Here is a 26,149-nt window from a genome sequence, read left to right as displayed (position 1 = left end):
GGCGAGGGTTGGGGAGGGGGCTCGTCGAGCAAACGCCGTCAGCCCTAACTCCCAGGCCCGCCACAGACCATGAACAAGCCTCCGCGCCAGCCTGAATCCGAGCCGCCAGCCAGCGCATAATGCGGGACATGATCATCCAATCCCTGCTCGACACCGACCTCTACAAGTTCACGATGATGCAGGCGGTACTGCACCAGTACCCGGGCGCCATCGTCCAGTACCGGTTCAAATGCCGTACGCCGGGGATTGACCTGGCCGCGCATCTGGATGAGATCAGTGCCGAGATCGATCATCTGTGCAGCCTGCGTTTCACCGTGGACGAGCTGGAATACATGCGCCGACTGCGCTTCGTGAAGCCGGATTTCGCCGACTTCCTCGGCCTGTTCCACCTGGACCGCAAGTACATCGATCTGCGCGCATCGGAAACCATACCCGGCGAGATCGAGCTGGATATCACCGGCCCGTGGCTGCACACCATCATGTTCGAAGTGCCGCTGCTGGCGATCATCAACGAGGTCTGGTTCCGCAATACCAGCAACGCGGATTTCGCCGAGGGCGAACGTCGCCTGCAGGCCAAGACCGCCCTGCTGCGCGACACCCCCGGCTTCGAGAACTGCCGTATCGCCGACTACGGCAGCCGCCGCCGTTACTCGCGGCAGTGGCACGGCACGATGCTGCCGTTGCTGCGCGATGCGTTGGGCTCCCAGTTTGTCGGTACCAGCAACGTCTATTTCGCGCGCATGTACGGCATGACCCCGCATGGCACGATGGCGCATGAGTACCTGCAGGCCTTCCAGGCACTGGGTCCGCGCCTGCGCGATTCGCAGGTGGCCGCGCTGGAGTCGTGGGCGCGCGAGTACCGCGGCGACCTGGGGATCGCCTTGTCGGACGTGGTCGGGCTGGATGCCTTCCTGCGCGATTTCGACATGTACTTCTGCAAGCTGTTCGACGGCGTGCGCCACGATTCCGGCGACCCGTTCAGCTGGGGCGACCGCATGCTGGCGCATTTCAAGGCCAACCGGGTCGACCCGACCAGCAAGGTGCTGGTCTTCAGCGACGGCTTGAACATCGAGAAGGTGATGCAGCTGTATGACTACTTCCGTGGGCGCTGCCAGGTCGCCTTCGGTGTGGGCACCCATCTGACCAACGATCTGGGGCCGACGCCGCTGAACATCGTCATCAAGATGGTCCGCTGCAACGGCCAGCCGGTTGCCAAGCTCAGTGATTCGCCGGGCAAGAGCATGTGCGATGACCCCGGCTATCTGTCCTATCTGCGGCAGGTCTTCGAGCTCCAGTAAGCGTCAAATATCTGTCACTTCGTCTTGACAACTGCGGTTGCTTCCTTAACGCAGCGCATCACTGTGCCTATACCCCTATAAACGTGAGTGCCATCACGTTATTGTATTGCCCATGGAACAGATGACCAGGTACAGCCGTACTCGGCGTTGAATGGGTTCGGCGGTTGTCTGCAGGGGGGCAGGTGGCTCACAGGGTCAAGCCAGTGGCGTCGCGTTGTAGGCGATCACGTCGGTTTGCGCCTGTGTGTGCTTGTTTGGTTCGCATCAGCACAAGTGTCCGGCGTCTTAATGCGTTTACCGTTCTCAGATGCACTGTTTGCAAATACACGTCCGATAGTGATGCGCTGGTCGCGTCTGATGGCACGTATTTTCCACTTCTGCGCCGCGGTTTCGCCTGCGGCGCTGGTGCTGTTGCTGATGGGGGTACACGACGGCAGCCTGATACGCACCTACGGTGTGTTGGCCTTGCTGGCGGGCCTGCTGACCATCCTGGTATTCACCGCCTTCGGCATGTACGGGCGCGAGATGTTCAGCAACCGCGTGCTGATCCGCTCCACCATCGTCGCCTGGTCGGCCAGCTTCGGCCTGGTATTGCTGTTGCATACCGTGTTCCGGGTGATTGCCTACCTGCCGGTCAAGATGGCGGTGCTCTGGTACCTGACGACCCTGTTGCTGCTGGTGGTGGGGCGGCTGCTGATGCTGGCGTTCTTCCAGCGGCGTATCCGTGAAGGGCACTTCGTTGGTCGCTCGGTCATCCTCGGTGCGACCGAGAACGGCAGCCGGCTTGCGCAGCACATGCAGCAGAACGTGGACATCGCCAGCGGCCTGTTGGGCTTCATCGATGACCGCAGCCCGGACCGCATCGCCTCGCACCTGCGCCCGCAGCTGATAGGCAATTTCGCACTGCTCGAGCAGCTGATCCGCAACAACGAAGTGGACCAGGTATTGATGGCGTTGCCGGCGGCCGCCGAAGGCCGCAACCACCACTATGTGGAGCTGCTCAGGAAGATGCCGGTGCAGGTTTTCCTGGTGCCGGAGATGCAGGCTTTCAACTTCGCCCTGCCGCGGGTGGCGGATATCTCCGACGTGCCGATGCTGGTGGTGTCCGAGCCACCATTGAAGGGTTGGGCCCCGGCCTACAAGCGCGCCGAGGATGTGGTGCTGGCCAGCCTGGCGTTGCTGCTGCTGGCACCGCTGATGCTGCTGGTCGCGCTTGCCATCAAGCTGGATTCGCGCGGCCCGGTGCTGTTCCGGCAGCGTCGCTATGGCTACAACCACCAGCTGATCGAGGTCTACAAGTTCCGCTCCATGTTCCATGATCAGCGCGACATGGATGCGCAGACCCAGACCCGCGCCGGCGATCCGCGGGTGACCCGGGTTGGCCGCTTCATCCGCAAGAGCAGCATCGATGAGTTGCCACAGTTGTTCAATGTACTGGCCGGCAGCATGTCGATGGTCGGGCCGCGCCCGCACGCCACCGCCACCAAGGCGGCGGACATCCTGTTCGAAGAGGCCGTGGCCAACTACGTGGCACGGCACAAGGTGAAGCCGGGTATCACCGGGCTTGCACAGGTGCATGGCTATCGCGGCGAGACCGATACGGTCGAGAAGCTGCAGAAGCGCGTCGAGTACGATCTGGCCTATATCGAGAACTGGTCGCTGGGCCTGGATGCCTTCATCCTGCTGCGTACCTTGCCGGCCGTGTTGTCGATGAAGGCGGCGTACTGATGGCCAAGCCGCGTGTTGCCCTGATCATTCCAGTGCGGAACGGCGAAGCGCATATGGCGCGGATGCTGCCGGCGCTGCGTGCACAGTCGCTGCAGCCGGACGAGCTGCTGGTGATCGACAGTGCCTCCACCGACGGCGGCGTTGCGCGCTGGCGCGAGTTCGGTGCGCGGGTCGTGGAGATCGACCCGGCCACGTTCAATCACGGCGGCACCCGCCGCCTGGCCGCCAGCCTGGTCACCGCCGATGTGCTGATCTACATGACCCAGGATGCGATCCCGGTGCCGCCCAACGCATTGCAGGCGCTGGTGGATGGCGTATACGCCGCCGAAGACGTGGGGGTGGCCTACGGCCGGCAGATTCCGCACCCGGAGGCTGGCGTGCTGGCGCGGCATGCGCGCGCCTTCAACTATCCCGCGCAGGGGCGCATCAAGCGCCGCAGCGACGCCGCCGAGCTTGGGATCAAGACCTGCTTCAGTTCTGACGCGTTCTGCGCCTACCGAGCCGATGTCCTGCACGAGGTGGGCGGATTTCCAGAGGATGTGATCGGCACCGAGGACACCCATGTCGCAGCGCGGATGCTGCTGGCAGGCTGGGCGGTGCATTACGTGGCCGATGCCGAGGCCTGGCACTCGCATGACTACAGCGTCGTGGAGGAGCTCCGGCGCTACTTCGATATCGGCGTGTTCTATTCACGTGAGCGCTGGATACGGCAGAACTTCGGTGGTGCTGGGGGCGAGGGTGGGCGCTTCGTCCGGTCCGAATTGCGCGCGCTGCGCACGGCCGGTGCGGTTGGCGCCATACCCGGCGCGTTGCTGCGTACGGCTGCAAAGTTCATTGGTTACCGTCTGGGGCACATGGAGCGGCATCTGCCGTTGCGCCTGAAGCGGAATATTGGAATGTTTACCGGCTACTGGAGGCAATCATGAAGCCCTTGCGATTGGCGCTGCCGGCGCTGCTTACCCTGTTGTTCACCGCCTGCGCGATGTCCAATGTCGTCCAGTTGCCTGCCGGCAAGGTCGTACGCGAGCGCCAGATCAGCAATTTCAGCCCGGAGCAGCTGCCCAAGCCGGTACTCAAGGTGCATACCGGTGATGTGCTGCGGATCGTGCGAGACGCACAGACCCCGGCCGAGAAGGACGAGGCAACGCTGTACCGGGTCCGCCCCGATGGCAGCATCGCCTATCCGTTCATCGGCATCGTCAAGGCTGGCGGACGCACGCCGGAGGCGATCGGTGAAGAGATCAGCCAACGGCTTGATGCGATCTACCGCGAGCCGCGGGTGACGATCAATATCGCCGAGGCACCTGGCAGCCGGGTCTATGTCGGTGGCGCGGTGCGCAACCCGGGGACCTTCGACCTGATGTCGGCGGTGACCGTGCCGCAGGCCATCACCGCGACCGGTGGCGTGCTGCCAACCGCTGACAGCCATCATGTTGCATTGGTGCGGCAGGATGACGAAGGCGTGCAGCAGGTGTATTTCTTCGACTATGCCGCCCTGCTCAGCCCGGCCACCAACGGCCAGCCAGGGGTGCAACTGCAGCGCGGCGACCTGGTGTTCGTGCCCAGCTCGCGGATTGGCAATGCCATCCAGCGCGTGGACATGTACGTGGGCCAGTTGCTGATGTTCCGCGGCTTCGGTGCCTCGGCCAACTACCAGATCAATGAGCCGTCCTATCGGATCAATACCCCCACCGGGAGCGTGCCGTGATCGAAGTCCGTAGCCTTCGCGACGCCCTGCGTCTGCTGTTCATCTTTGCCCGCGAGTTCCGTTTGACCCTGCTGGTCACGATCGCGGTGGTGGTGGCCGGTGCCTTCCTGCTGCCCAATCGTTACGTGTCCGATGCGCGCCTGCTGGTCAAGCCAACGCAGAGTGCCAGCGTGCAGTTGCCGGTGCAGCCGGGTCCGGAATCGGGCTTCGTGCAGCAGAGTCCGCAGCGCGATCCACTGCTGGATGAGGAGAAGATGGCGACCAGCGCACCGGTCATGCTGAAGGTCGCCAAGGCCTATCTGGCAATGTCATCGGTGCCGCCGCAGGGTGGCTGGGCGCGGTTCAAGTTCCATATGGGCAAGGCGGCGGCCTGGTGCAAGGAACTCGTCCGTGATGTGTTCGTGGGCGTGGGCCTGATGGACACGGCGCCGCCGGAAGACAGGTTGGCGGCACGCCTGGCCAAACGCCTGGCGGTAAGCCATGACCCGGGCTCGAACGTGATGGAAATGCGCGTGACGTGGGGTGACCCGCATGTCGCGCAGGGCATTTCGCGTGCCTGGGTGGACGCCTATTTCGATGAGCGCGCCAATGCCGCCGGTGGCGACGCGCTGTTTGATTTTTACCAGCAGCAGAACACCGAGCTCAACGACACCATCGTCAAGCTGAAGCAGCAGCTGCGTGATCGCCTGCGTGTCATCGATGCCACCAGCGTCGAGCAGCGCATCGAAGATGTGACCGATCAACTGCAGAAGCTCTATCGGCAACGCCGCGAGTTGCAGGCCGAGCGTGAAGCCCTGCTCGGCATTCTCGGTGCGGCCGGGCGGCAGTTGCCGGCCGTTGCCGGCGAGGTGGTGACCGAGCGCGAGATCAGCCTGAACCCTGCGCGCGAAGACCTGAAGCTGAAGTTGAATGGACTCAAGCAGCAGCGCCTGGATCTGCTGCGCAACTTCAAGGAAGGCGCACCACCGGTGCGTGCACTGGACGAGAGCATTGCCGGGCTGGAGGCCGAGATCGCCGCGGTCAACGACAATGTCGTGCGTTCGCGCAATGTCGCCCCCAATGCACTGGGAACGCGCCTGCGCCAGGACATGCAGGATGCGCGGATCAACGTTGCCAAGATCGATGCCAACATTGCCGAGATCGACCAACAGTTGAAGCAGCTGCAGGCCTCACGCGAAGAAGTGATGGCCGCCGAGCCATCGCTGTCACGCCTGAGCCTGGAGTTGAGCTCGGCCGAAAAGACGTTTGCGCAGTACTCGGACTATCTGCTGCGCGCGCGCGTCATCCGTGACTTGAACCGCAACCGGCTCAGCAATGTGGCGTTGGTCGGTGAGTCGAGCTTCACCCCGTCGCGGGTGTTCCCGAAGAGCATGTTGATGCTGCTGCTGACCCTGCCGGTGGCGTTGGTCGTTGCCCTGGTGGTGGTGTTCCTGCTGTACCTGATGGACCAGCGCATCCATGATGGTGGTCGCATCGAGAGGACCTTCAACGTTCCGCTGCTGGCCACCGTGCCGGAGGTAGAGCGTGATCAGGACACTTCGCAGGCCCTGCGCGCCGCCTTGTACCGTATCTATTGCCGCTTGCCGTTGGAGCAGATCGCCGAACGTGGCCTGTCGGTGGGCTTGACCTCCAGCCGCTCCGGCGAGGGTGTCAGCTTCATTGCCTCCCGCCTGGCCATCGTGCTCCGGCAGCAGGGCTATACGGTGCGCGACGGCCAGCTGCCGGCGCAGCCAGGTGAGCTGGTGATCGTGCAGGCACCGCCCTTGAGCGATGAGCATGCGCTGATCGAGCTGCGTGGCTGTGAGCGCATCATCCTGGTTGTGCAGGCACGCAGCACCACCGTTCCGGCGGTGGAGAGCGCCCTGGCCTTGCTGCGCGATGCGCTGGGACGTGTCGATGGCATCGTGCTCAATCGCCGCGTATTCGAGATCCCGGCCAGGTTCTGGAAGCCGATCAGCCGTTGGCTCGGAGCGTACTGAGTGAAAGTTGCGCTGCTCGCTCCCTTGCCGCCGTTGCAGAACGGCATCGCCGACTACGCGCAGGCGTGGATGCAGGCGCTGCGTGGCGCGGGCGTGGAAGTGCAGGTGCCGCCGCAGCGTGCAGATGGCAGCTGGGACACCGACGACACGCAGTTCTGGCCGCACGTGGATATCGTGCATGCCCAGCTCGGCGGCGGACGTGGCCCGGAGTTTCTGGCACTGGAACAGCTGCGCGCGCGCTGGCCGCGGTTGGCGACCAGCGCAACGGTGCATGATCCGGAGCGGTTGGTGTGGCGGTCACCGGAGCCGGCCCGCGGCATGGCCCGCCGCATCGCCGGCTGGCCGCGACCGCTGCCACAACTGCTGGCGCTGGCGCAGGACCGCGGCACGCTCGCCCGTGAGCGCCATCTGGCGGCGGAGCTGGACGCGATGGTCGCCTTGACCCGCAGCGGTGGCGCCTGTCTCGTCGAGCGGATGCAGGTTGCAGCGGACAAGGTGCACTTCATCGCGCACGGCAATCCGCTGTTCGCGCCTGCCGAACTGCCCGCGGACGAGGTGCTGAAGCTGCTGTATTTCGGCTTCATCTATCCTGGCAAGGGCATCGAGGACCTGTTTGATGCCGTGGCCGCCGTACTTCGCCTGCGGCCACAGGCACGGTTTTCCTTGACCATGGCCGGCGGCTCATCGCCCGAGCTCGCGTTTGGCAGCCGCGGCAACTACCTGTCGCAGCTGCGTGACCTGGCCAACGGGCTGGGTATCGCCGAGCGGATCGAATGGCAGCTCGACCTGCCCGCCGAGCGCATCCTGCAGTGCGTGCAGGCCCATCACGTGATGGTGTTGCCTTATCGCGATTCCAGGAAGCTGGCCCTGCTGGGGCGGATGCGTGGCACCAGCGGTGCGCTGTCCTGGGCCAATGCCAGTGGACGCGGGGTGATTGCTTCCGATGCGCGTGCGTTTGCCGAAGAGGTTTCGTATGGCAATGGCGTGGTATTCGCGCAAGGTCGGAGCGAAGCCCTGGCCGGGCGCATGATTGCACTGCTGGACGATCCTGCGCAGGCGCGCAGCTGGGCAATGGCGGCGGCCGCGTTGGGAACGCAACGCCAGTGGACGAAGATCGCCGACGAATTTGCGGCATTGTTTGCCGCGGTGGTGGAGCGTAAGCGATGAAGGGAGCGGGTTTGTTCAAGACACGGCTGATGCGGCTTTTGGCTTCCGTGCTGCTGGTTGCGTCATTGCTCTGGGGCGTTACCGCCTGCGCCAAGGGCGAACGGCCGGCGCTGGAGCTGGTGCCGCCGCGACCGCTGCTGTGGTCCGACTATCTGGGCGTCAATGCGCACTTCCTGTGGTTTGAGCCCGCGCAGTACCGCAAACAGATGGATCAGCTGCAGGCGCTGGGCCTGCAGTGGGTGCGGGTGGACCTGCACTGGGACACCATCGAACCGCGGCAAGGTCAGTTCCGCTGGGATGTGCTGGATCCGCTGATGGCGGAGATCAAGCGCCGCGGCCTGAAGGCCGAGGTGTATCTGGTCGGTTCCGCGCCGCATGCGACCTCCGCGCCGGCGGGCAGTCCCAACCCGGATCAATATCCGCCGCGGGACCCGAAGCTCTATGCACGTGCGCTGGTGCAACTGGCACAGCGTTACCCCGAGGTCGCCGCGTGGCAGGTCTGGAACGAACCCAACCTGCCGGCGTTCTGGCAACCCCGCGAAGACCCCGCGGCCTACGGCCAGCTGCTGCTGACCACGGTGGAAGCCATGCGCCGGGAGGCGCCGGGGCGCCGGATCGTGTTGGGTGGCATGGGGTACTTCAGCCAGATGCCGACCCGCGGCGGCGCGCTGATGGTCGAAGCATTGGCCAAGGGCGGCTTGTTTTCGCTGGATGTGATCACCGCCTATCACCCGTACTCGCTGTATCCGGAGGGGGACGATGCGCACGCGCTGGACTTCGTGCAGCGTGCCCGGCAAGGCAACGCATCGCTGCGCGCGGCCGGCGCGCGTGACATCTGGGCCGATGAGTGGGGCTGGTCCAGCTATGCCGGGCCCAAGGAAGAGCAGCCGATCATCGGCGCGCAGGGGCAGGCCGACTTCGTCACCCGGCGCCTGGCCCTGATGAGTGCGCTGGATTACGACAAGATTTTCCTGTTCGCCCTGAGTGACCTGGATCAACGTGCAGGTGCACGCGATCGCCGTTATGGCCTGCTCGACGAGGCGGGTGACGCCAAGCCGGTCTACAACGCCGTGCAGCGGCTGTTGCAGATCACCGGGCCGCGTCTGGTCCCGGGCAAGGCGCCAGTATTCACCGGTAATACGCCGGGCATGATCAGCATTGGCTGGGAGCGCCCGGACGGCCGTCGGCTTTGGTTGTTCTGGGGCGCGCAACCCGGGCAGGTACAGGTCAATGGCCTCAGGCAGGCGGTGCTGCACGATGTATTGAGCGGCGCGCACAAGGAGATCGGCAGCGGCGATGCAGTCAACGTGCCGGTGTCGACATCACTGTCGGTGTTGGAGTGGTGATGCGACCGCTGCGCATCCTGTGGATCCTGCCTTACCTGCCGTGGCCGACCACCAGTGGCGGCAAGCTGCGCCAGTACCATCTGCTGCGCTGCCTGGCCGCGCGTGGCCACCGCATCACCTTGCTGGTGCAAAGCAAGGTACCGCTGGATGCCGCCACCCAGGCACAGCTGGAGCCGTTGCTGGAACGCCTGATCGTGCTGGAGCGGCGACCGCTGCGGTCACTGCGGACGATGCTTGCCGGATTGCTGTCGCCGATACCGCTGCTGGCCTCGGTCAACGGCCATGCGCCGGGTTTCAGCCGGACATTGGCGCAGTTGCTGCAGCAGTCCTGGGATGTCGTGCAGTTGGAACACTCCTATATGTTCGAGCCGTGCCGGCAACCGCTGCAGCACTACCCACGCGGCTTTCTGCTCAGCGAACACAACGTGGAATCCACGCTGGCCGAGGTGACCTACAGCCGATTGCCGGCGTTGTTCAGGCCTCTGGCGCGCTTGGATCGCTGGCGCTACCAGCGCTGGGAGCGGCAGGTCGTGGGTGCCGCACGCAAGGTGGTGGCCTTGACCGAGGGCGATGCGAAGGCGCTGGCGGCCTATAGCCGGCAAGCGATCGCAGTGGTCGTCAACGGCACCGACACCGAGGCGTTCTCCGATGTTTCGGCCGATCCTGCGGCCGGCCGGATCCTGTTCGTCGGCAACTTCGAATACGCGCCCAATATCGATGCGGTGGAGTGGCTGCTGGACGAGATCATGCCTGCGGTCTGGGCGGCGGCACCGGCTACACGGCTTTGCCTGTGTGGCTACGCCCTGCCGACGCAGTGGGCCAGGCGGTGGCCGGACCCACGCATCGAGTGGCGCGGTTTCGTGCCCAGCCTGCAGCCGGTACAGGCCAAGAGCAGCCTGTTCCTGGCCGCGTTGCGCGATGGCGGCGGCTCCAAGCTCAAGGTGCTGGAAGCCATGGCGGCCGGCTTGCCGCTGGTTGCCACGCCGCAGGCGGTATCCGGACTGGATGTGCAGCGTGGTACGCATTACCAGGGCGGAGCGGATGCGGCTGCGCTGATCGCAGCAGTGCTGCAGGTGTTGGCCGATCCGGCGTTGGCGCAGGCGACCGGCGAGGCGGGGCGGGACTACGTGCGCGCGCAACACGATTGGCAGCGCTCGGCGGACCAGTTGGAAGCGGTATACGCGGAGCTGACATGCGCGTAGGCATCGATTACCGACCGGTTACCGCCGCGCCGCATTCGGGCATTGCCCGCCAGGTGCTGGCGCTGGAACAGGCACTGTTGGCCGAAGGCTGCGAGGTGCTGCGCTTCAGCATGGCAGCGGACGGGCATCCGCACCGCCAACTGGCGATCTGCCCACCGGGCCCGGTGGCGGGCAACGGGCTGCATCGTCCGCGTGCGCGGCTGGCATTCGAGCTGGGCTTCCTGCCGACTGCGTTGCGGCAGCAGCGGATCGATCTGTATATCGCCACCGCCAACAGCGGCTTGCCGTTGCGCCGTCCCTCGACGCTGCGCAGGCAGGTCGTGCTGCTGCACGATGTGTTCCAGCTGACCTTGCCAGGCCGTCATGCCAGTGGCTTGCATCGTCTGGTCTATGGCGGCATGGATCGCTTCCTGATCGGGCATGCGGTGCGCGCTGCCGATGCGATCTGGACACCTTCGCAGTTCAGTGCCGGCGAGCTTGCGCGGTTGTACCCGCGCGCGCAGCCGCGGACCTCGGTACTACCCAATGCGGTGCCGCCGTTGGCCATGCCTGCCACGGCAGCGGATACCGACTTGCCCGCGCGCTACTGGCTGGTGGTGGGCACCCGTGAGCCACGCAAGAACATTCCCTTCCTGTTGCAGCAGTGGAATGCGTTGCGCCAGGAGGGCCATGCACTGCCGGACCTTGTGCTGGTCGGTGATCGCGCCGACGTAGACACGGCACAGGCAGGGCTGGCAGGGCTGCACTGGCGTGCAGGGCTTAGTGATGCGGCATTGTCGCGCTTGTATCACGATGCCGAGCGCCTGCTGCATCCGGCGACCGCCGAGGGCTTCGGCTTGCCGGTGATCGAAGCGCTGGGCTGCGGTACTCCCGTTGCGGTGGCCACTGGCAGCGCGCTGGATGAGATCACGCCAGCACAATCGCTGCGTTTCGACCCGCGCGAGGTGTCATCGCTGCGCAACGCATTGCTGGTTGCGGCGGAGGGACGGGGCGGGCAGGAAACAGCGGATGTCCTGATCAAGGCGGCACAGCGTTTTGGCGCCGGACCATATCGGCAGCGCGTCGCGCAGCTGCTGCGGGAGGTGCTGCAATGAGGCTGGGCAGCACCGTCGCCGTGGTTTGCGGCCTGCTGTTCGGCAGCCTGCTGCTGTTTCTGCCGCCATCGAAGTTCTTCGTGGTGCTGATGGGGCTGCCGGCCGCCCTGGTGGTGTTGCGCTGGCCGGTGGTCGGGCTGTCCCTGTTCGCGCTGGTGGCCACCTTCATGCCATTCAGTACCCTGCAGGTGGGTTTCCGTTTCACCCTGGCCGAGGCGATGCTCGGGCTCACCTGGGCCGGGGTTGCGTTGCAGCTGTTCTTCCAGCGCCTGGAGCGGCCACAGTGGGGCAACGTCGAGCGGGGCATGTTGCTGTTGATGGCCTTCAGCGTGCTGCCGTTCCTGGTAGGCCAGGTCACGGTGGTGGCCGATGGCAATGGACCCGTCAACTGGGTGCGCTGGCTGGCCAATTTGTCCTTGCTGCTGCTCGCCCCGTTGATGTTGTCGCAGGAAAAACAGCGCGAGCAGCTGATGCTGATGCTGTTGCTGGGCAACCTGGCGATGTTGCTGCTGTCGCTGGGCATGTTCGTGAAGTCACGCAGCGCACTGGACATGATCCCGGTGCTGGAGAAGATGCGCTACGCGCACCCGGAAGCCTTGCTGGACATCTTCAGTGCCGAGAACGCGCGCCTGGGTTCGCCGTGGGTGCATCCCAACCTGACCGGTGGCGCGATGGCCATGTTCGTGCCGCTGGCCGCGTTCTACGGGCTGTATCAACATGGCTGGCGTCGCGTGTTGGGAGCAGCGGTGGCTGTGCTTGGCGGGGCGGCACTGCTGCTGAGCAGCTCGCGCGGCGCGATCCTCGCCATCGGTGTGGTGCTGCTGTGGTTGTCATGGCTACGGGTGCCGTACGCACGGGCGATGGTCCTGGCCGGCATCCTCCTGGGCGGCGTATTGACCCTGACCTATGCACCACTGCAGGACCGTCTGGCAACGATGTTCTCCTCCGACAACGCCAGTACCGAAGTGCGCGTGGACGAGTACAAGCGCTTCCCCGAAGCGGTGGCGCGTTATCCCCTGGGCATAGGCTTCCGCACCGAACCGCCGGTTCCCGGCAGCGGATTGCTGGGTATCTCCAACCTGTGGCTCTACTACATGTACAAGCTGGGCCTGCTCGGCATGCTGCTGTACTGCGTGGTGACCTGGCGCTGGTGGCGACAGGTGCGGCCGCAGGGCAAGGTGCTGACGGTGGATCGGCGCAACGGACTGTGGATGGGCTGCACGACGGCGCTCGTGGCGGCCCTGCTGACCGGGCTGATCGATCACTACTACAGTTTCACCATGGTGCTGGTTGCCTTGTTCTGGTTGGTGATGGGGCTGGGGCTGCAGAGTGCCGCCGCCGTTCCGGCGGGCAGCCCTGGCCAGCCCTTATCGAGTTTGAGGAAGCAACAATGAGACATCGGATCTTTCATTCCGCGGACCTGCGTGCGCGCCTGGGCGATTACGCTGCGCGCATGGGCGTCGAACCAGCTGCGTTGAACGAGGCCTATGACTGGTTGCTGGCCAACGAAGGCGTGTTCGAGGAAGTCAGTGGTGATCAGCTGCGGGTGTCGATCTGCTCGGTCGATATCGAAGCGCAGCTGCAGCACCCACTGGGCAAGCAGCTCTATCACGTGCTGAAAACCGAGGTGCCGGCGCAGTTGGTGCCGCGCTATGGCATCAATTGGCCGACCTTCAAGGACCGCTGCCTGCGCCTGTGGGAGCAGATCTACAACATCGCCATCAACAAGGTGCCTTTCCACTGGGTGCGCTTGACCTGGTTGCGCATCGGTGGAGCCAGGATTGGTGAGGGTTCCACCATCTGGCGCAATACCGAGGTGCTGGGCGTCAATAATCTGGTGATCGGCAAGGACAGCGTGATTGCCTGGCATTGCCAGATCGACGCGCGCGCCGGGCTGCGCATCGGCGACCATGTGGCGGTGGCATCGCACGTACTGATCATTGCCGGCTCACATGATCTGACCGCGCCGGAATTCTGGTCGGTGTCGGCACCGATCGTCATCGAAGACTATGTGTGGATCGCCAGCCGCGCCTTGATCGCGCATGGTGCGCACCTGGGCCAGGGCTGCGTGATCACCGCCAATACGGTGGTGGCCAAGGAGGTGCCGCCATACAAGATCATTGGTGGCACCGGTGCCAAACCCATGGGCGAGCGCCCGCACAACCTGTCCTATCGGGTAGGCGGCAAGAACATCCTGACCCTGTTGCACTGAGCCATGTTCCGCGCCACGTTCTGGCTGACCTTGGTGACCGTGGCTGGGCTCGCGCTCGGCTTCGGGCGCGAGTGGCTGCTGGTCGATGCCTGGGGCGCCGGTGCGCGCAGCGATGGCTTCCTGGTGGCCCTGTTCGTGCCAGAGGCCATCCGCATGACCTTGTCGGCAGGGCTGTTGTCTTCCGCGGCGCTGCCCTTGTACCAGCAGCTGGAGGCGATGCGACGCCCGGCATGGGTGTCCACGCAGTCGAGCAGCCTGTTGCTGATGGGCGGCTTGATCGCCGCTGTGCTGGCGACCGGCGCGGATCTTTGGGTCCGTTTGATCGGGCCGGGCTTGGCGGCGGACGCGCGACACACTGCCGCCTCCAGCCTGTTGGTATTGAGCGGCGTGGTGCCGCTGTTGCTGGTGCATGCCTTGGCGGCGGCAGTCGGGCAGGCACAACAGCGCTTCCTGGTGGCCGGGCTGGGCTCGTTTCTGTACAACCTGCCGGCTGTGCTGCTGTTGTTGCTGCGACGCTCGGCGACCGACGAGCGCAGCCTGGCGTGGGCGTTTGTTGTTGGTGCCGTACTGATGCTGCTCTCGGTGCTGCCCTTGCTGTGGCACGGCGGCTGGCGGCCCTGGCGCTGGCGTTGGCAAGCCGCGGATGCCCGCGGCCTGTACGCCCGGCTCGGGCCCTTGCTCGCCAGTGCCGGTGCCAGTCAGGGCCTGGTCCTGCTGGAGCGCATCTGCGCTTCGTTGCTTGGCGAAGGCGTGATCACGCTGGTCAACCTTGCCCGCAAGCTGGTCAACCTGCCGCTGGTCGCGCTGATGAGCCTCAACCAGGTGGTGCTGGCGCGCATGGCACAGCTGGGCGAGGACCTGGTCGCACGGCGCAACGCGCTGCGCCTGGGCTTGTTGCTGACGGCAACCCTGACCTTGCCCGCCGCGGCCGGCATGATTGCCAGCGCGCCTTCGTTGGTGGCGTTGCTGCTGCCAACCGGCATGGCGCAGGGCCCGCTACCGATGTTGCTGGCGTGGTTCGCCTGCGTGATCGTATTCGGCGCATGGAACGCACTGCTTGCACGCTATGCCTACGCGGCTGGCAACACGCTGCTGCCAATGCGCTACGAGTTGGCGGGCAGTGGACTCAACGCGTTCGCCTTGCTGCTGGTACCGGCGCTGAGTGGCATCGCCGGTATCGCCTGGGCAGCGTTGGCCGGTTGCCTGCTCACCGCCTTCCTGTTCCTGCGCCGCTATGCGCTGCTGGCCGACCCCTTGATGCTGCGGCTGCCATTGCTGGCAGCCCTGGTGCTGGCCGGAGCGACGCCGTTGTTCACCTTCGTGCCGGGTGTCTGGATGCAGATGACGGCAGCAGCGCTCTATGGGTTCGCTGTGCTGCTGCTGTTGGGACGCTGGAGTTTGAAGGCGGCCAGGGAGCCGTTGCCCAGGGCGTGATCGGACCGGGCTGGCACCGCATCCGGCAGGTCCGTTCTGTGCGGGCCTGCCGGTAGCAGCGGCGGATGTCACGGATAGTCGATGACCACCAGGTAGCCATTTGCCGAGGGGTGCCAGGTCTGTACGTCGAGCCGGTAGTTCTGCGAGAACACGCGTGCGTTGGAATGACCAGCGGTCGCGGTCAGTGCGTGTCTGGCCAGTACACCGTTGCGGGTTGCGCCACTGTCTGCCGCAAACGGGGCTACGGTCACCTGGGCGCCCAGTGCGGCCAAGGGGCAGTGATCCAGACGCAGTTGTTGCTGGGTGAGGGCTAGGCTGGCCTTGCAGCCGGGGTCGACGATACGACCACTGAAATGGACGGTGCCGGCGCTGGCATGTGCGAGCGAAGTGAGCGAGAGCAGTGCCACACCCAGCATTGAATATCGGCTCATGGCGATTCTCCGCGTTGTGGGGCTCCAGTAAGCACCAATCGACGACCGTCGATAAGAGGCGAATGCAGGTTCTGCCCGCAGGCATCACGCGGTGATCGTGATCAACATCAATCTTGATTTCGCAGTCGCTTCCGTGCCCGCTGCTGGCTGCGAAAGCGCAGGTTTGGCAGTGTCGGCAAGGCAGGCCCGAGTTGCGTGATCCATACCTTTCCCTGCAGCGGTACAGCTGCGGGCAGTGCACGCGCTGTCTTGCTGCAGCGGATTTTTCAATTCGCAAATTTTGTGGAGCAAGTCACGTTCCGCAGCGCTAAGGTGCGCATCGGAGTCAACGGCAATGTCGCTGGCTTTGACACGGAAACAACGCAAGGATGGGCTTGGGTCCGCGCTGTTCCTTGCTGTCTCCGCCGCTCATCACTTCTCAAGGGCTGGATACCGGCAATGCGCACCATCAAATTTCTCCCGCTTCTGGTGCTGGCCGTAGCGCCATTCACTGCCAGCGCCGTCGATGGCACCATCACCTTCAGTGGTGAAGTGACCGACAAGACCTGCACCATCGTCACGCCACAGGGCAAGGATTTCACCGTTACCCTGCCGACGGTATCGAGCAGCACGCTTGCCGCCGCCGGCCAGGTTGCGGGCCGCACACCGTTCTCGATCAATCTGTCGCAGTGCAATCCGGGCAATGTAGCCACCTACTTCGAACCAGGCGCCACCGTCGACCTGGGCAGCGGGCGCCTGAACAATGCCGCCGCAACCAGTGCTGCGACCGAGGTACAGCTGCAATTGCTGGGCAGCAACAGCCTGTTCCTGCCCGTGGTGAGCGCCGGTGCCGGCAGCACCCAGGCCAATTCGCAATGGGTGACGGTCAATGCCGGCGGTACCGCGGACCTGAACTACTTCGTGGAGTACTACGCTACCGGTGCGGCGACGCCCGGTGAGGTCAGCAGCAGCGTGAAGTACACGATCATCTACAACTGATCGTTGCCGCTTGCAGCAGCGATTGCTTGCAGGTTGGCTGCTGCGGGCTTTCCGGGGTGTGCATTCCGTGACCAGATCTATCTCGATGGTAGTGCTATGCCTTGGGCTGATGCTGCCTGCGCAGTTGGTGGCCGGGGTTGTGGTCAACGGTACGCGGGTGATCTACCCGGCGCAGGCGCGTGAGGTCACGGTGCAGCTGGACAATGTGGGGGACGCACCGTCGCTGGTGCAGGCCTGGGTGGATGCGGGCGACCAGACGCAGACCGCCGAGAACAGCGATGCGCCCTTCATGCTGACGCCGCCGATCAGCCGCGTTGAGTCCGGCCGCAGCCAGGCACTGCGGCTGGTGTTCACCGGTGCCGATCTGCCAGCGGATCGCGAATCGGTGTTCTGGCTCAACGTGTTGGATGTGCCGCCCTCGCCACAGGCGGGTGGGGAAGGACAGAACTATCTGCAGGTGGCCTTTCGGTCGCGGATAAAGTTGTTCTATCGACCAAAGGGCCTGCTGGGTACTGCCAACGATGCGCCGCAGGCGCTGCGCTGGCAGTACCGGGACGGGCAGCTGCGGGTCAGCAACGCCACCGCCTATCACGTGACCCTGGCCGAAGTTTATGCGCTGGATGCGGCTGCCGAACGTGTGTTGGAACGCCAAGGCAGGATGGTCGGCCCGCAGCAGAACCTGCAATTCGACAGCAGCGAAAAGGTCGAGCGGGTGCGCTTCATCAGCATCAACGACTACGGCGGGCGGGTCGAGCACACCGCCAACGTCGACGCTGGCGGTTGAGGCCGGAGCCAGGTGCCAAGGTGGCCATGGATGCGCTGTCGTGCGCAATCGTCCTGAAGGAATAGCAGTGTGAGCCAGAGCAGATGGGGCACGTCAATCCAGCCGATTGCGACACGCCGGCCGATGCTGTTCGTGCCGCGTTTGTGCCTGGTGGCCGGCACCCTTTGCCCCGCTGCGGCGATGGCGGCACCAGCAGCAACATCCAATCCTGGCGCGCAGATGCTGCTCGCGCAGGGTGTGACTGGCAGAGCACCGGTGCCTGCACCTGCACAGTTCGACGCTGATTTCCTGTCCGGGCAAGGCCAGCGGGTTGATCTGTCGGCTTTCAGCCATGGCAACCCGATGCTTGCCGGCAGCTACCGGGTGGACATCTATGTCAACGGCCGCTGGCAGGGGCGGCGCGACCTGCAGTTCAAGGCCAACGCGGAAGGCGTCGTCGACGCATGCCTTGGCATTGCATTGCTGGAAGAGCTGGGGGTCGATAGCGCGCGTCTACAGGCCGCGCCGCAGGCGGATACCGCGGCCGCGGCGGAAGATTGCGTGCAGTTGGCGCAACGCATGGCCGATGCCTTTGGCAGCTACAACAGCGCCGACCTGCGTTATGACCTGAGCATTCCCCAGGCATTCCTGCGTCGTGAGGCGCGCGGCTACGTCAATCCTGCGCTATGGGACCGGGGCATCAATGCGGCCTTCATCGGCTACAGCATCAATGCGATGGACAGCGATATCCGCCTCCCGGGGGGAGACCGCAATCGCACGGCCTATCTCGGCTTGAACATGGGCTTGAACATGGGCGGCTGGCAGTTGCGACAGGATGCCAACCTGACCTGGAACCAAGCCGTTGCCGATGGCAGCCATTGGCAGCGGATCGCGACGTATGCGCAGCGTGGCTTCCCGCAAGTGCGCGGAATGCTGACCATCGGCGAAGCCTTCAGCAATGGCGAACTGTTCGATTCGGTGGGCTATCGCGGTATCAGCCTGGCCAGCGATGACCGCATGCTGCCCGATGCGCTGCGCGGCTACGCGCCGGTGGTGCGTGGCATTGCCGAGACCAATGCGCGGGTGGAAATCCGCCAGAACCAGCAGCTGATCTATTCGGCCACGGTTTCACCGGGCAGCTTCGTCATCGAGGATCTCTACCCGACCGGTTATGGAGGTGACCTTGAGGTCACGGTGGCCGAGGCGGACGGTCGCCAACGGCAATTCAAGGTGCCATTCGGTTCGGTGCCGCAGATGCTGCGCCCGGGAGTGTCGCGCTATGCATTGATTGCGGGGCAGGTGCGCGACGCGCGCCTGCTGGATGAGCCGTGGCTGCTGCAGGGAACATACCAGCGTGGTATCGGCAACCAGCTCACGCTCTATGCCGGTAGCGTGCTGAGCGAAGGCTATGCGTCTGCGCTGTATGGCGCAGGTGTGGCCACGCGATGGGGCGCGTTTGCCACCGATGTCACCCACGCCCGCAGCCGTCTGCAGCGCCTGGGCAATCGCCAAGGTGCAAGTGTGCGCTTGAGCTACAGCACCTTGTTTGCTGATACCGGTACCAACCTGACCCTGGCCGCGTATCGCTACTCGACGCGTGGCTTCTACAGCCTGCAGGATGCCTTGTACGCGCGTGATGTCATCGATCGTGGGTTCGCCGCGCTGCCGGGCGGACGCCAACGCAGCCAGCTCCAGCTGACCCTGAATCAGCCTTTGGGACAGCGCTGGGGGGCCTTGTACCTGACCGGCGCAGTGCGTGATTTCTATGACGTGGCGGGGACGAGCACGCAATATCAGTTGGGCTACAACAACACCTGGCGATCACTGAACTTCGGTTTCTCCGCGTTGCGCAGCGAACAGGGGCCGAACGCTGAGAAGGACACCCACTACCTGTTGAGCGTGAGCATGCCGCTGGGCCGAAAGGCGGGGCCGTTGGCTGTCAGTGCGGATCTGGGCATGGGCGACCGTGGTCGCTATGACAGCAGTCGACTCGGCATCACCGGTAGCCTGGGCGTGGACAACAGCTTCAGCTATGGCCTGGCGCTGTCGGACAGTCGCGATGGCGGTGGCAGCAGCATCGCCGATGCCGGTTATCAGGGCCGTTATGCTGCCTTGACTGCGTCCTACGGTCAGTCCAGCGACTTCCGGCAGTTCTCGCTGGGAGCGACCGGCAGCCTGGTTGCCCACGCGGGAGGGGTAACGCTGACCCCGCAGCGCGGTGACACCATGGTCGTGGTGCAGGCCGATGGCGCACGCGATGCGCGCCTGACCAATGCCAGTGGTGTACGCATCGATGGCCGCGGTTTCGCGGTTGTGCCGTATGCCGCACCGTACCGGCTCACCACGGTAACGCTTGATCCGCAGGATATGTTGCGCGGGGTGGAGCTGGAGAGCAGCAGCCAATCGGTGGCGCCGTATGCCGGTGCGATCAGCTTCCTCCGTTTTGAAACCCGCAAGGGCCGGGCGGTGTTGATGCAGCTGCGTGATGGTGATGGCCAACTGCTGCCGTTTGGGGCACAGGCCCGTGACGCGCAGGGCCAGCCGGTGGGCATGGTCGGGCAGGCCGGGCGTCTGTATGTGCGTAGCGAACAGGATGCCGGCCATCTGCAGCTTGTCTGGGGTGAAGGTGCCACTCAGAGCTGCGGTATCGACTATCAGCTGCCTGCGGTGGATGAGGCCGAGCCCATGGGGTTCGTCAAGGTGGAGACAATATGTCGTTGATCCGTGGAATTTGCCGCAGTCACGCGGCGGTGGCCCTGGGTCTTGCAGGGGCGTTGCTGGTGCCGACAGCGCAAGCCGCATGCGCGTTGAACTCCGGTGCTTTCGTGCCGCAGGACGTGCAGATGGATATGGGGCAGGTGGTGATACTGCCGGGTCTTCCGGTAGGTGGCGTGATCAAGGAACTGGTGGTCAACATCGATCAGCGTGATCGTGTCGCGCAATGCACCGGCTCCGGCAGCGCCAATGGGCGATACATCAACGCCGCGCAGCAGACCTTGCTGGCGGGCTTCAGCAACGTCCATGCGACCGATGTTGCTGGCGTGGGTATTCGTGTCTACCGTGACTCCGGCACCATCCAGACCTTCTATCCACATACGTTGGCGCTGAATACCAACGGGGCGGTGAACCTGGTCGGTGGTACGTTCCGGGTGGAGTTGATCAAGACCGCAGCCATCACTGGCTCAGGGTTGATCGCTCCCAGTGGCAGGTTCACCACGTATTACTTCGATGGGGATGGCCCGATCAAGCCGGTGCTGGTCTCAACCTTCAGGGGTTCCGGAACCACCGTGGTCAACCCCACCTGTGTGGTGGAGGCAGGGAGCCGGAACATCGTGGTCGAGTTTGGATCGGTACCCGCCAGCACCTTCAGTGGGGTCGGTACGCGCGCGGTCGATCGCGATTTCGATATCCACCTGGAGTGCCAGGGCAGCAACGTCGCCCAGTACCAGAGCAGGATCGGCATTCGCTTGGATGCGATCCAGGACAGCTCCAATCTGCCGGGTGTCCTGCCCTTGGCTGCCGTCGCGGACGCGGCAGGCGGCATCGCCATCGAACTGGTGCAGCGCAATGGCAGCGCGGAGAAAACAGTGCGGTTTGCCGAGAACATCGACCTGGGGGCCAGCGTGGCGGGTAGCAGCAGCTTCAGCCTGCCGCTGCGTGCCCGTTACATCCAGACCCGGGCCGGCAGGGTGACGCCCGGCAAGGCCAACGGCACGGCGACGTTCACCATCCAATACAACTAGGTCGTGCCGGGCAGGACTGCATCGATGCCGGCCGGCGGCGGGAGCGGCCGGGTTACGGTGGTAGTGCGCGCAGCTGGCATTGGGCTGTCGGCAGCTGGGCGATGGCGTAGATTCTTCGCCTCGTTCTAGAATGCCGACTTGCCATGAACGGGGGCGCTGCATGGGGATGCACGTCGATACCAGTTGCATCAATTGTGATCGCGCCACCGGCGGTCCTGAGCAGAAGTACTGCCCGAACTGCGGCCAGCCGACGCCGGCGCACCGCATCGACTGGCATTTCCTGGGCCATGAGTTGGAGCACAGCGTGCTGCACATGGACCGGGGCATTCTGTATTCGCTGAAGCAGCTGATGCTGCAGCCGGGCAGGTTGCTGCGCGATTACATCGAAGGGCGGCGTGGCAACCAGGTCAAGCCGCTGCTGCTGATCACGATGATGGCGGCGGCGGTGGTGCTGTTGAATCGGCTGATTACCGGCGGCAGCATGATGGATACCGGTGCAAGTGAAGCAATGGCGACCGCGCAGGCAGTGCCTGCCGAGGTACTGCGGGTGATGGCCGCCTATCGCACGGTCGGGGCGTGGATCGACTCCCATTTTGCCGCGTTCACATTGATGTTGCTGCCCATTGAAGCGCTGGTGTTCTGGCAGGTGTTCCGCCGCTACAGCCAGCTGAATTACCCCGAATGGCTGGTGATGATCACGCTGCTGACCGTGCAGACATTCGTCATCTGGTCGGTTCTGGTGCTGCTGCACCGTTGGCTGCCGCATGCGCAGCTGATGGCGGCGTTGCTGGGGATGATCTACGCCGCCGTCTCGCTGGTGCAGTTCTTCCAGGATCGAGCGGTGTGGTCGACGATATGGCGAACCGCGGTATCGCTGGCCTTGTTCTCGCTGATCAGTTCGTCTGCGGTCATGGCAGCTGCGTTGGTCGTGATGCGGGTCGGATGACCCGCGCACGTTCGGGTTGAGCCGCGACCGCGATCATTCCAGCGCGTAGCGCAGCACGAACAGGCTCGCCACCAGCCATACCGCCGGGTGTACTTCGCGCCAGCGGCCGGTGCCTGCCTTCAGCGCCGCATAGGCGATGAAGCCGAAGGCCAGGCCGTTTGCAATCGAGTAGGTGAACGGCATCGCCAGCGCACACAATGCGGCGGGCACAGACTCGGTCAGGTCATCCCACTTCACTTCCACCAGCTCGCGCAGCATCAGCCCGGCGACGAACAGCAGTGCCGGTGCGGTGGCATAGGACGGCACCATTGCCGCCAGCGGCGAGAACAGCAGCGCAGCCAGGAACAGCGCTGCAACCACCAATGCGGTCAGGCCGGTTCGACCGCCGACCTGCACGCCGGAGGCGCTTTCGGCAAAGGCGGTGGTGGAGCTGGTGCCCAGCAGGGAGCCGGCGACAATCGCGCTGCTGTCTGCCAGCAAGGCGCGGCTGAAACGCTTCTTGCCGTCCGCCAGCTTCAACAGGCCGGCGCGTCCGAGCACGCCATACAGCGTGCCGGTCGCGTCGAAGACTTCCACCAGCACGAATACCAGCACCACCTGCAGCAGCACCGCCAGCGGCGCGCCGCCGTCGTGGTGCAGCAGCCCTGGCAGGTCCAGTTGCAGGAAGGTCGGGGCCAGGCTTGGCGGCAGCGAGACGATGCCCTGGTACTGCACCGAGCCGATTGCCCAACCAATGCCGGTGACGGCGAGAATGCCGATCAGGATCGCACCGCGCACCTTGCGTGCTTCGAGAATGGCGATCAGCAGGAAGCCGGCCAGTGCCAGCAGCGGCGGTGCGGTATTGAGCGGGCCGAGCGTGAGCATGGTGTCTTCATTGGCGACGATCACATTGGATTTCTGCAACGCGATGATGGCCAGGAACAGACCGATGCCGGCAACGATGGCCGAGCGCAACGAGGCGGGAATGCCGGCCACCAGCCAGGCGCGGATGCCGGTCAGCGAGAGCACCCAGAACACGATGCCGGAAATGAACACCGCCGCCAGCGCCTGTTGCCAGGGCAGGCCGGCGGCACCGACCACAGTAAAGGCGAAGAAGGCATTCAAGCCCATGCCCGGGGCCATGCCGACCGGGAAGTTGGCGGCCAGCGCCATCACCGCCGAGCCGATTGCTGCCGCCAGGCAGGTCGCCACGAACACCGCGCCCGGATCCATGCCGGTAGTGCCGAGGATTTCCGGGTTGACGAAGACGATGTAGGACATCGTCAGGAAGGTGGTGATGCCGGCCAGCACTTCGGTGCGGACGCTGGTGCCGTGCTGTTGCAGTTTGAAGATTCGGTCTAGCAGGGACATGGGGGGATTCCGTGGATTGCAGGCTGTGCCTCTCGCCGGCGGAGAGGGTTCGGGAGCATGAGCAGGAGCGCCGCTGCAGGAGCTGTGGCTGCCGGTACAGCCCGAGCGCGCCGAGCTTGCCGTCCCTTCTCCCGCTAGCGGGAGAAGGTGCCCCGAAGGGGCGGATGAGGGGGCTTCACCCACTCTTGAGCTCTTCCAGCTCTTTAATCAATGCAAGGCGATGTCGGTTCCCGTGCAGAGCTTGCCCTCACCCCAACCCCTCTCCCGCAGGCGGGAGAGGGGCTAAAGCGGTGTCCTGCGCCTGCTTTGGGCACCGCAAAAGCAGACGGCCGCACTGGGCGGCCGTCTGTCGGGTATTACTTCAGTGCCTTGAAACGCAGGCGCTTGGGACCGGCATCGTCGCCGAGGCGACGCTTCTTGTCCTCTTCGTACTCGCGGTAGTTGCCCTGGAAGAACTCCACGTGCGAGTCACCTTCGAAGGCGATGATGTGCGTGGCGATGCGATCCAGGAACCAGCGGTCATGCGAAATGACGAAGGTGTTGCCCGGGAACTCCAGCAATGCATCTTCCAGTGCACGCAGGGTTTCGATGTCCAGGTCGTTGGACGGTTCGTCGAGCAGCAGCACGTTGCCACCCTGCAGCAGGGTCTTGGCCATGTGCAGGCGGCCACGCTCACCACCGGACAGCGAGCCCACCAGCTTCTGCTGGTCCTGGCCCTTGAAGTTGAAGCGGCCGATGTAGGCGCGCGACTGGATCTCGACACCGTTGATGTTGAGGATGTCCAGACCGCCAGCGATTTCCTGGAACACGTTGTGGTTGCCGGTCAGCGCATCGCGGCTCTGGTCGACGTAGGACAGCTTGACGGTCGGGCCGACCACGATCTCGCCCGAGTCCGGCTTTTCCTGGCCAGTGATCATCTTGAACAGGGTCGACTTACCGGCACCGTTCGGGCCGATGATGCCGACGATGGCACCCGGCGGGATGATCATCGACAGGTTGTCGATCAGCAGGCGCTCGCCGAACTTCTTGGAGACGTTCTTGAACTCCATCACCGAGTTGCCCAGGCGCTCGCCCGGCGGGATGAAGATTTCATTGGTCTCGTTGCGCTTCTGGTAGTCAACGCTCTGCAGTTCTTCCAGGCGGGCCAGACGGGCCTTGCCCTTGGTGCGGCCACCCTTGGCGTTCTGCCGCGACCACTCCAGTTCCTTCTGGATCGCCTTCTGGCGGGCCTTTTCCTGGTTGTCTTCCTGCTTCAGGCGCTCGTCCTTCTGCATCAACCATTCGGTGTAGTTGCCCTTCCACGGAATGCCGCGACCGCGGTCCAGTTCCAGGATCCACTCGGCGGCGTTGTCCAGGAAGTAGCGATCATGGGTGACGGCCACCACGGTGCCGGTGTAGCGCGCCAGGAACTGTTCCAGCCATTCCACCGACTCGGCGTCCAGATGGTTGGTCGGTTCGTCGAGCAGCAGCATGTCCGGCTTCTGCAGCAGCAGGCGGCACAGCGCCACGCGGCGCTTTTCACCACCGGACAGGTTGCCGATCACCGCATCCCACGGCGGCAGGCGCAGCGCGTCGGCGGCCACGTCCAGCTGGTTTTCCAGGGTGTGGGCATCGCCGGCGGCCAGGATGGCTTCCAGCCGTTCCTGTTCCTTGGCCAGTGCATCGAAGTCGGCGCCTTCCTCGGCATAGGCGTCGTAGATCTTGTCCAGCGCGGCTTGGGCCTGCAGCACTTCGCCCACGCCTTCTTCAACCGCTTCACGCACGGTCTGGGCCGGGTCCAGGCGCGGTTCCTGCTCCAGATAGCCGACCTTGATGCCGGCCTGCGGGCGGGCCTCGCCCTCGAAATCGGTGTCCACGCCGGCCATGATCTTCAGGACGGTGGACTTGCCGGCGCCGTTCAGGCCCAACAGGCCGATCTTGGCGCCCGGGAAGAACGACAGCGAGATGTCCTTGATGATCTGCCGCTTGGGCGGGACCACCTTGCTGACGCGGTTCATGGTGTAGATGTATTGCGAGGACATGACGTCTCCGTAGCGCACGCCTGCACCCGGTCCGGGGGGACAGGGCGCAAAGCAAAAGGGAATCGCTCATTATAACCGCAACCCCTGATGCCCGGCTTGACGGTGGCTGCCCTTGCTGATTTATGAATGGGAAAGGCCGTAACCGTTTCCAGCCGGAAACTGTTCAGATGAAGTGAGCATTATGGAAACCGTCCACCAACCCAGTGAGGGCCACCCATGAAGATGAACCGCTTAGCTGTCGCAGCGATGACCACCCTGCTGGCATTTGGTGCCACCGCCCCGGCCTTTGCGGCAGGTGACCGCGACGACCACGACCGTGGCCGCCATGGCTGGGATGACCGTGGCAGGGGCCATGATCGCGGCCGTGGCCACGGCCATGATCGCCACGACCGCCGTGACGACCGTCGTCATTACAGCAATGGTTACCGCGAGGGCTACCGCGATGCCCGCTACAACGACCGCCGCTACTACGCGCCGCCGCGCGTGGTGTATCGCCCGTATGGCTTCGAACGTGGCCACCGGTACAGCATTACTACGGCGGCCCGGTCTATGTGGTCAATGACTACGACCGTTACCACGTGCGCCGCCCGCCCTACGGCCACCGCTGGATCCGCGATGACCGCGGCAACATGCTGATGGTGGCCATCGCCACCGGCATCATCGCCGACATCGTGTTCAATCACTGATCGTCGGCGGGCTGGGTAACATGAAAAAAGGGCGCATCCATTGGATGCGCCCTTCTCCATTCC

Annotated in this window: 20 protein-coding genes and 1 pseudogene; 18 read left to right on the top strand and 3 right to left on the bottom strand. The window is 64.5% G+C overall.

Annotated elements, in window-relative coordinates; translation table 11 throughout:
- The first annotated feature begins 128 nt into the window (after positions 1-128).
- The 12 genes from pncB (at position 129) to ACVOLQ_RS10870 (ending at position 15,168) form a co-directional block, all read left to right on the top strand.
- Entirely contained in the window at positions 129-1,298 is a 1,170-nt protein-coding gene (gene pncB / locus ACVOLQ_RS10925; RefSeq protein WP_481528015.1) for a nicotinate phosphoribosyltransferase, read from the top strand.
- A 357-nt stretch (positions 1,299-1,655) separates the two neighbouring features.
- A complete protein-coding gene (locus ACVOLQ_RS10920) occupies positions 1,656-3,026 on the top strand; it encodes an undecaprenyl-phosphate glucose phosphotransferase (protein WP_313172411.1) in 1,371 nt (456 codons plus the stop codon).
- Positions 3,026-3,952: a glycosyltransferase family 2 protein gene (locus ACVOLQ_RS10915; protein ID WP_481528014.1), complete on the top strand. Its 927-nt coding sequence runs from the start codon at positions 3,026-3,028 to the stop codon at positions 3,950-3,952. The genes ACVOLQ_RS10920 and ACVOLQ_RS10915 overlap by 1 nt, the downstream gene beginning before the upstream one ends.
- Positions 3,949-4,734: a polysaccharide biosynthesis/export family protein gene (locus ACVOLQ_RS10910; protein WP_313172407.1), complete on the top strand. Its 786-nt coding sequence runs from the start codon at positions 3,949-3,951 to the stop codon at positions 4,732-4,734. The genes ACVOLQ_RS10915 and ACVOLQ_RS10910 overlap by 4 nt, the downstream gene beginning before the upstream one ends.
- On the top strand, positions 4,731-6,713 hold the full coding sequence (locus ACVOLQ_RS10905) for a GumC domain-containing protein (RefSeq protein ID WP_313172405.1): 1,983 nt from the start codon (positions 4,731-4,733) through the stop codon (positions 6,711-6,713). Before ACVOLQ_RS10910 ends, ACVOLQ_RS10905 begins: the two co-directional genes overlap by 4 nt.
- Positions 6,714-7,880 (top strand): glycosyltransferase, encoded by a 1,167-nt coding sequence (locus tag ACVOLQ_RS10900; protein WP_481528013.1) that lies wholly within the window; start codon positions 6,714-6,716, stop codon positions 7,878-7,880.
- Positions 7,877-9,226 carry a beta-galactosidase gene (locus ACVOLQ_RS10895; protein ID WP_481528012.1) on the top strand — a complete coding sequence of 450 codons (1,350 nt, stop codon included), beginning with the start codon at positions 7,877-7,879 and terminating at the stop codon, positions 9,224-9,226. Before ACVOLQ_RS10900 ends, ACVOLQ_RS10895 begins: the two co-directional genes overlap by 4 nt.
- Positions 9,226-10,428: a glycosyltransferase family 4 protein gene (locus ACVOLQ_RS10890; protein ID WP_313172400.1), complete on the top strand. Its 1,203-nt coding sequence runs from the start codon at positions 9,226-9,228 to the stop codon at positions 10,426-10,428. Before ACVOLQ_RS10895 ends, ACVOLQ_RS10890 begins: the two co-directional genes overlap by 1 nt.
- Complete coding sequence (locus ACVOLQ_RS10885) at positions 10,419-11,522, top strand: glycosyltransferase family 4 protein (RefSeq protein ID WP_481528011.1); 1,104 nt, start codon at positions 10,419-10,421, stop codon at positions 11,520-11,522. Before ACVOLQ_RS10890 ends, ACVOLQ_RS10885 begins: the two co-directional genes overlap by 10 nt.
- Positions 11,519-12,916: an O-antigen ligase family protein gene (locus ACVOLQ_RS10880; protein ID WP_313493099.1), complete on the top strand. Its 1,398-nt coding sequence runs from the start codon at positions 11,519-11,521 to the stop codon at positions 12,914-12,916. Before ACVOLQ_RS10885 ends, ACVOLQ_RS10880 begins: the two co-directional genes overlap by 4 nt.
- On the top strand, positions 12,913-13,734 hold the full coding sequence (locus ACVOLQ_RS10875; protein WP_313172394.1) for an acyltransferase: 822 nt from the start codon (positions 12,913-12,915) through the stop codon (positions 13,732-13,734). Before ACVOLQ_RS10880 ends, ACVOLQ_RS10875 begins: the two co-directional genes overlap by 4 nt.
- 3 nt (positions 13,735-13,737) lie before the next feature.
- Positions 13,738-15,168: a lipid II flippase MurJ gene (locus ACVOLQ_RS10870; RefSeq protein WP_481528010.1), complete on the top strand. Its 1,431-nt coding sequence runs from the start codon at positions 13,738-13,740 to the stop codon at positions 15,166-15,168.
- Positions 15,169-15,236: 68 nt separating this feature from the next.
- Here ACVOLQ_RS10870 and ACVOLQ_RS10865 read toward each other — a convergent pair whose 3' ends face one another.
- A complete protein-coding gene (locus ACVOLQ_RS10865; protein WP_481528009.1) occupies positions 15,237-15,599 on the bottom strand; it encodes a hypothetical protein in 363 nt (120 codons plus the stop codon).
- Between the two features lie 438 nt (positions 15,600-16,037).
- Here ACVOLQ_RS10865 and ACVOLQ_RS10860 point away from each other — a divergent pair, with 438 nt between their 5' ends.
- The 5 genes from ACVOLQ_RS10860 (at position 16,038) to ACVOLQ_RS10840 (ending at position 22,029) form a co-directional block, all read left to right on the top strand.
- Positions 16,038-16,577, top strand: coding sequence for a fimbrial protein (locus ACVOLQ_RS10860; protein WP_481528008.1), 540 nt, complete (start codon positions 16,038-16,040; stop codon positions 16,575-16,577).
- A 67-nt stretch (positions 16,578-16,644) separates the two neighbouring features.
- A complete protein-coding gene (locus tag ACVOLQ_RS10855; RefSeq protein ID WP_481528007.1) occupies positions 16,645-17,361 on the top strand; it encodes a fimbrial biogenesis chaperone in 717 nt (238 codons plus the stop codon).
- A gap of 69 nt (positions 17,362-17,430) precedes the next feature.
- Positions 17,431-20,061, top strand: a complete 2,631-nt coding sequence (locus ACVOLQ_RS10850) for a fimbria/pilus outer membrane usher protein (protein WP_481528006.1) — start codon at positions 17,431-17,433, stop codon at positions 20,059-20,061.
- Positions 20,052-21,083: a fimbrial protein gene (locus ACVOLQ_RS10845; protein WP_481528005.1), complete on the top strand. Its 1,032-nt coding sequence runs from the start codon at positions 20,052-20,054 to the stop codon at positions 21,081-21,083. Before ACVOLQ_RS10850 ends, ACVOLQ_RS10845 begins: the two co-directional genes overlap by 10 nt.
- A 160-nt stretch (positions 21,084-21,243) precedes the next feature.
- Positions 21,244-22,029, top strand: coding sequence for a DUF3667 domain-containing protein (locus ACVOLQ_RS10840; RefSeq protein WP_313493108.1), 786 nt, complete (start codon positions 21,244-21,246; stop codon positions 22,027-22,029).
- Positions 22,030-22,062: 33 nt separating this feature from the next.
- Here ACVOLQ_RS10840 and ACVOLQ_RS10835 read toward each other — a convergent pair whose 3' ends face one another.
- Together ACVOLQ_RS10835 and ettA are read right to left on the bottom strand one after the other, a co-directional pair.
- Positions 22,063-23,379, bottom strand: coding sequence for an NCS2 family permease (locus ACVOLQ_RS10835; protein WP_481528004.1), 1,317 nt, complete (start codon positions 23,377-23,379; stop codon positions 22,063-22,065).
- A gap of 356 nt (positions 23,380-23,735) precedes the next feature.
- On the bottom strand, positions 23,736-25,400 hold the full coding sequence (ettA, locus tag ACVOLQ_RS10830; protein ID WP_192286702.1) for an energy-dependent translational throttle protein EttA: 1,665 nt from the start codon (positions 25,398-25,400) through the stop codon (positions 23,736-23,738).
- Positions 25,401-25,616: 216 nt separating this feature from the next.
- Between ettA and ACVOLQ_RS10825 the strand changes: the two are divergent.
- Positions 25,617-26,086 (top strand): annotated as a pseudogene (locus ACVOLQ_RS10825) (RcnB family protein).
- Positions 26,087-26,149 lie beyond the last annotated feature (63 nt).

Source organism: Stenotrophomonas sp. STEN031, assembly GCF_056759975.1.
Note: the sequence above shows the minus strand (reverse complement) of the source record. Positions and strands in the feature narration are given on the sequence as shown.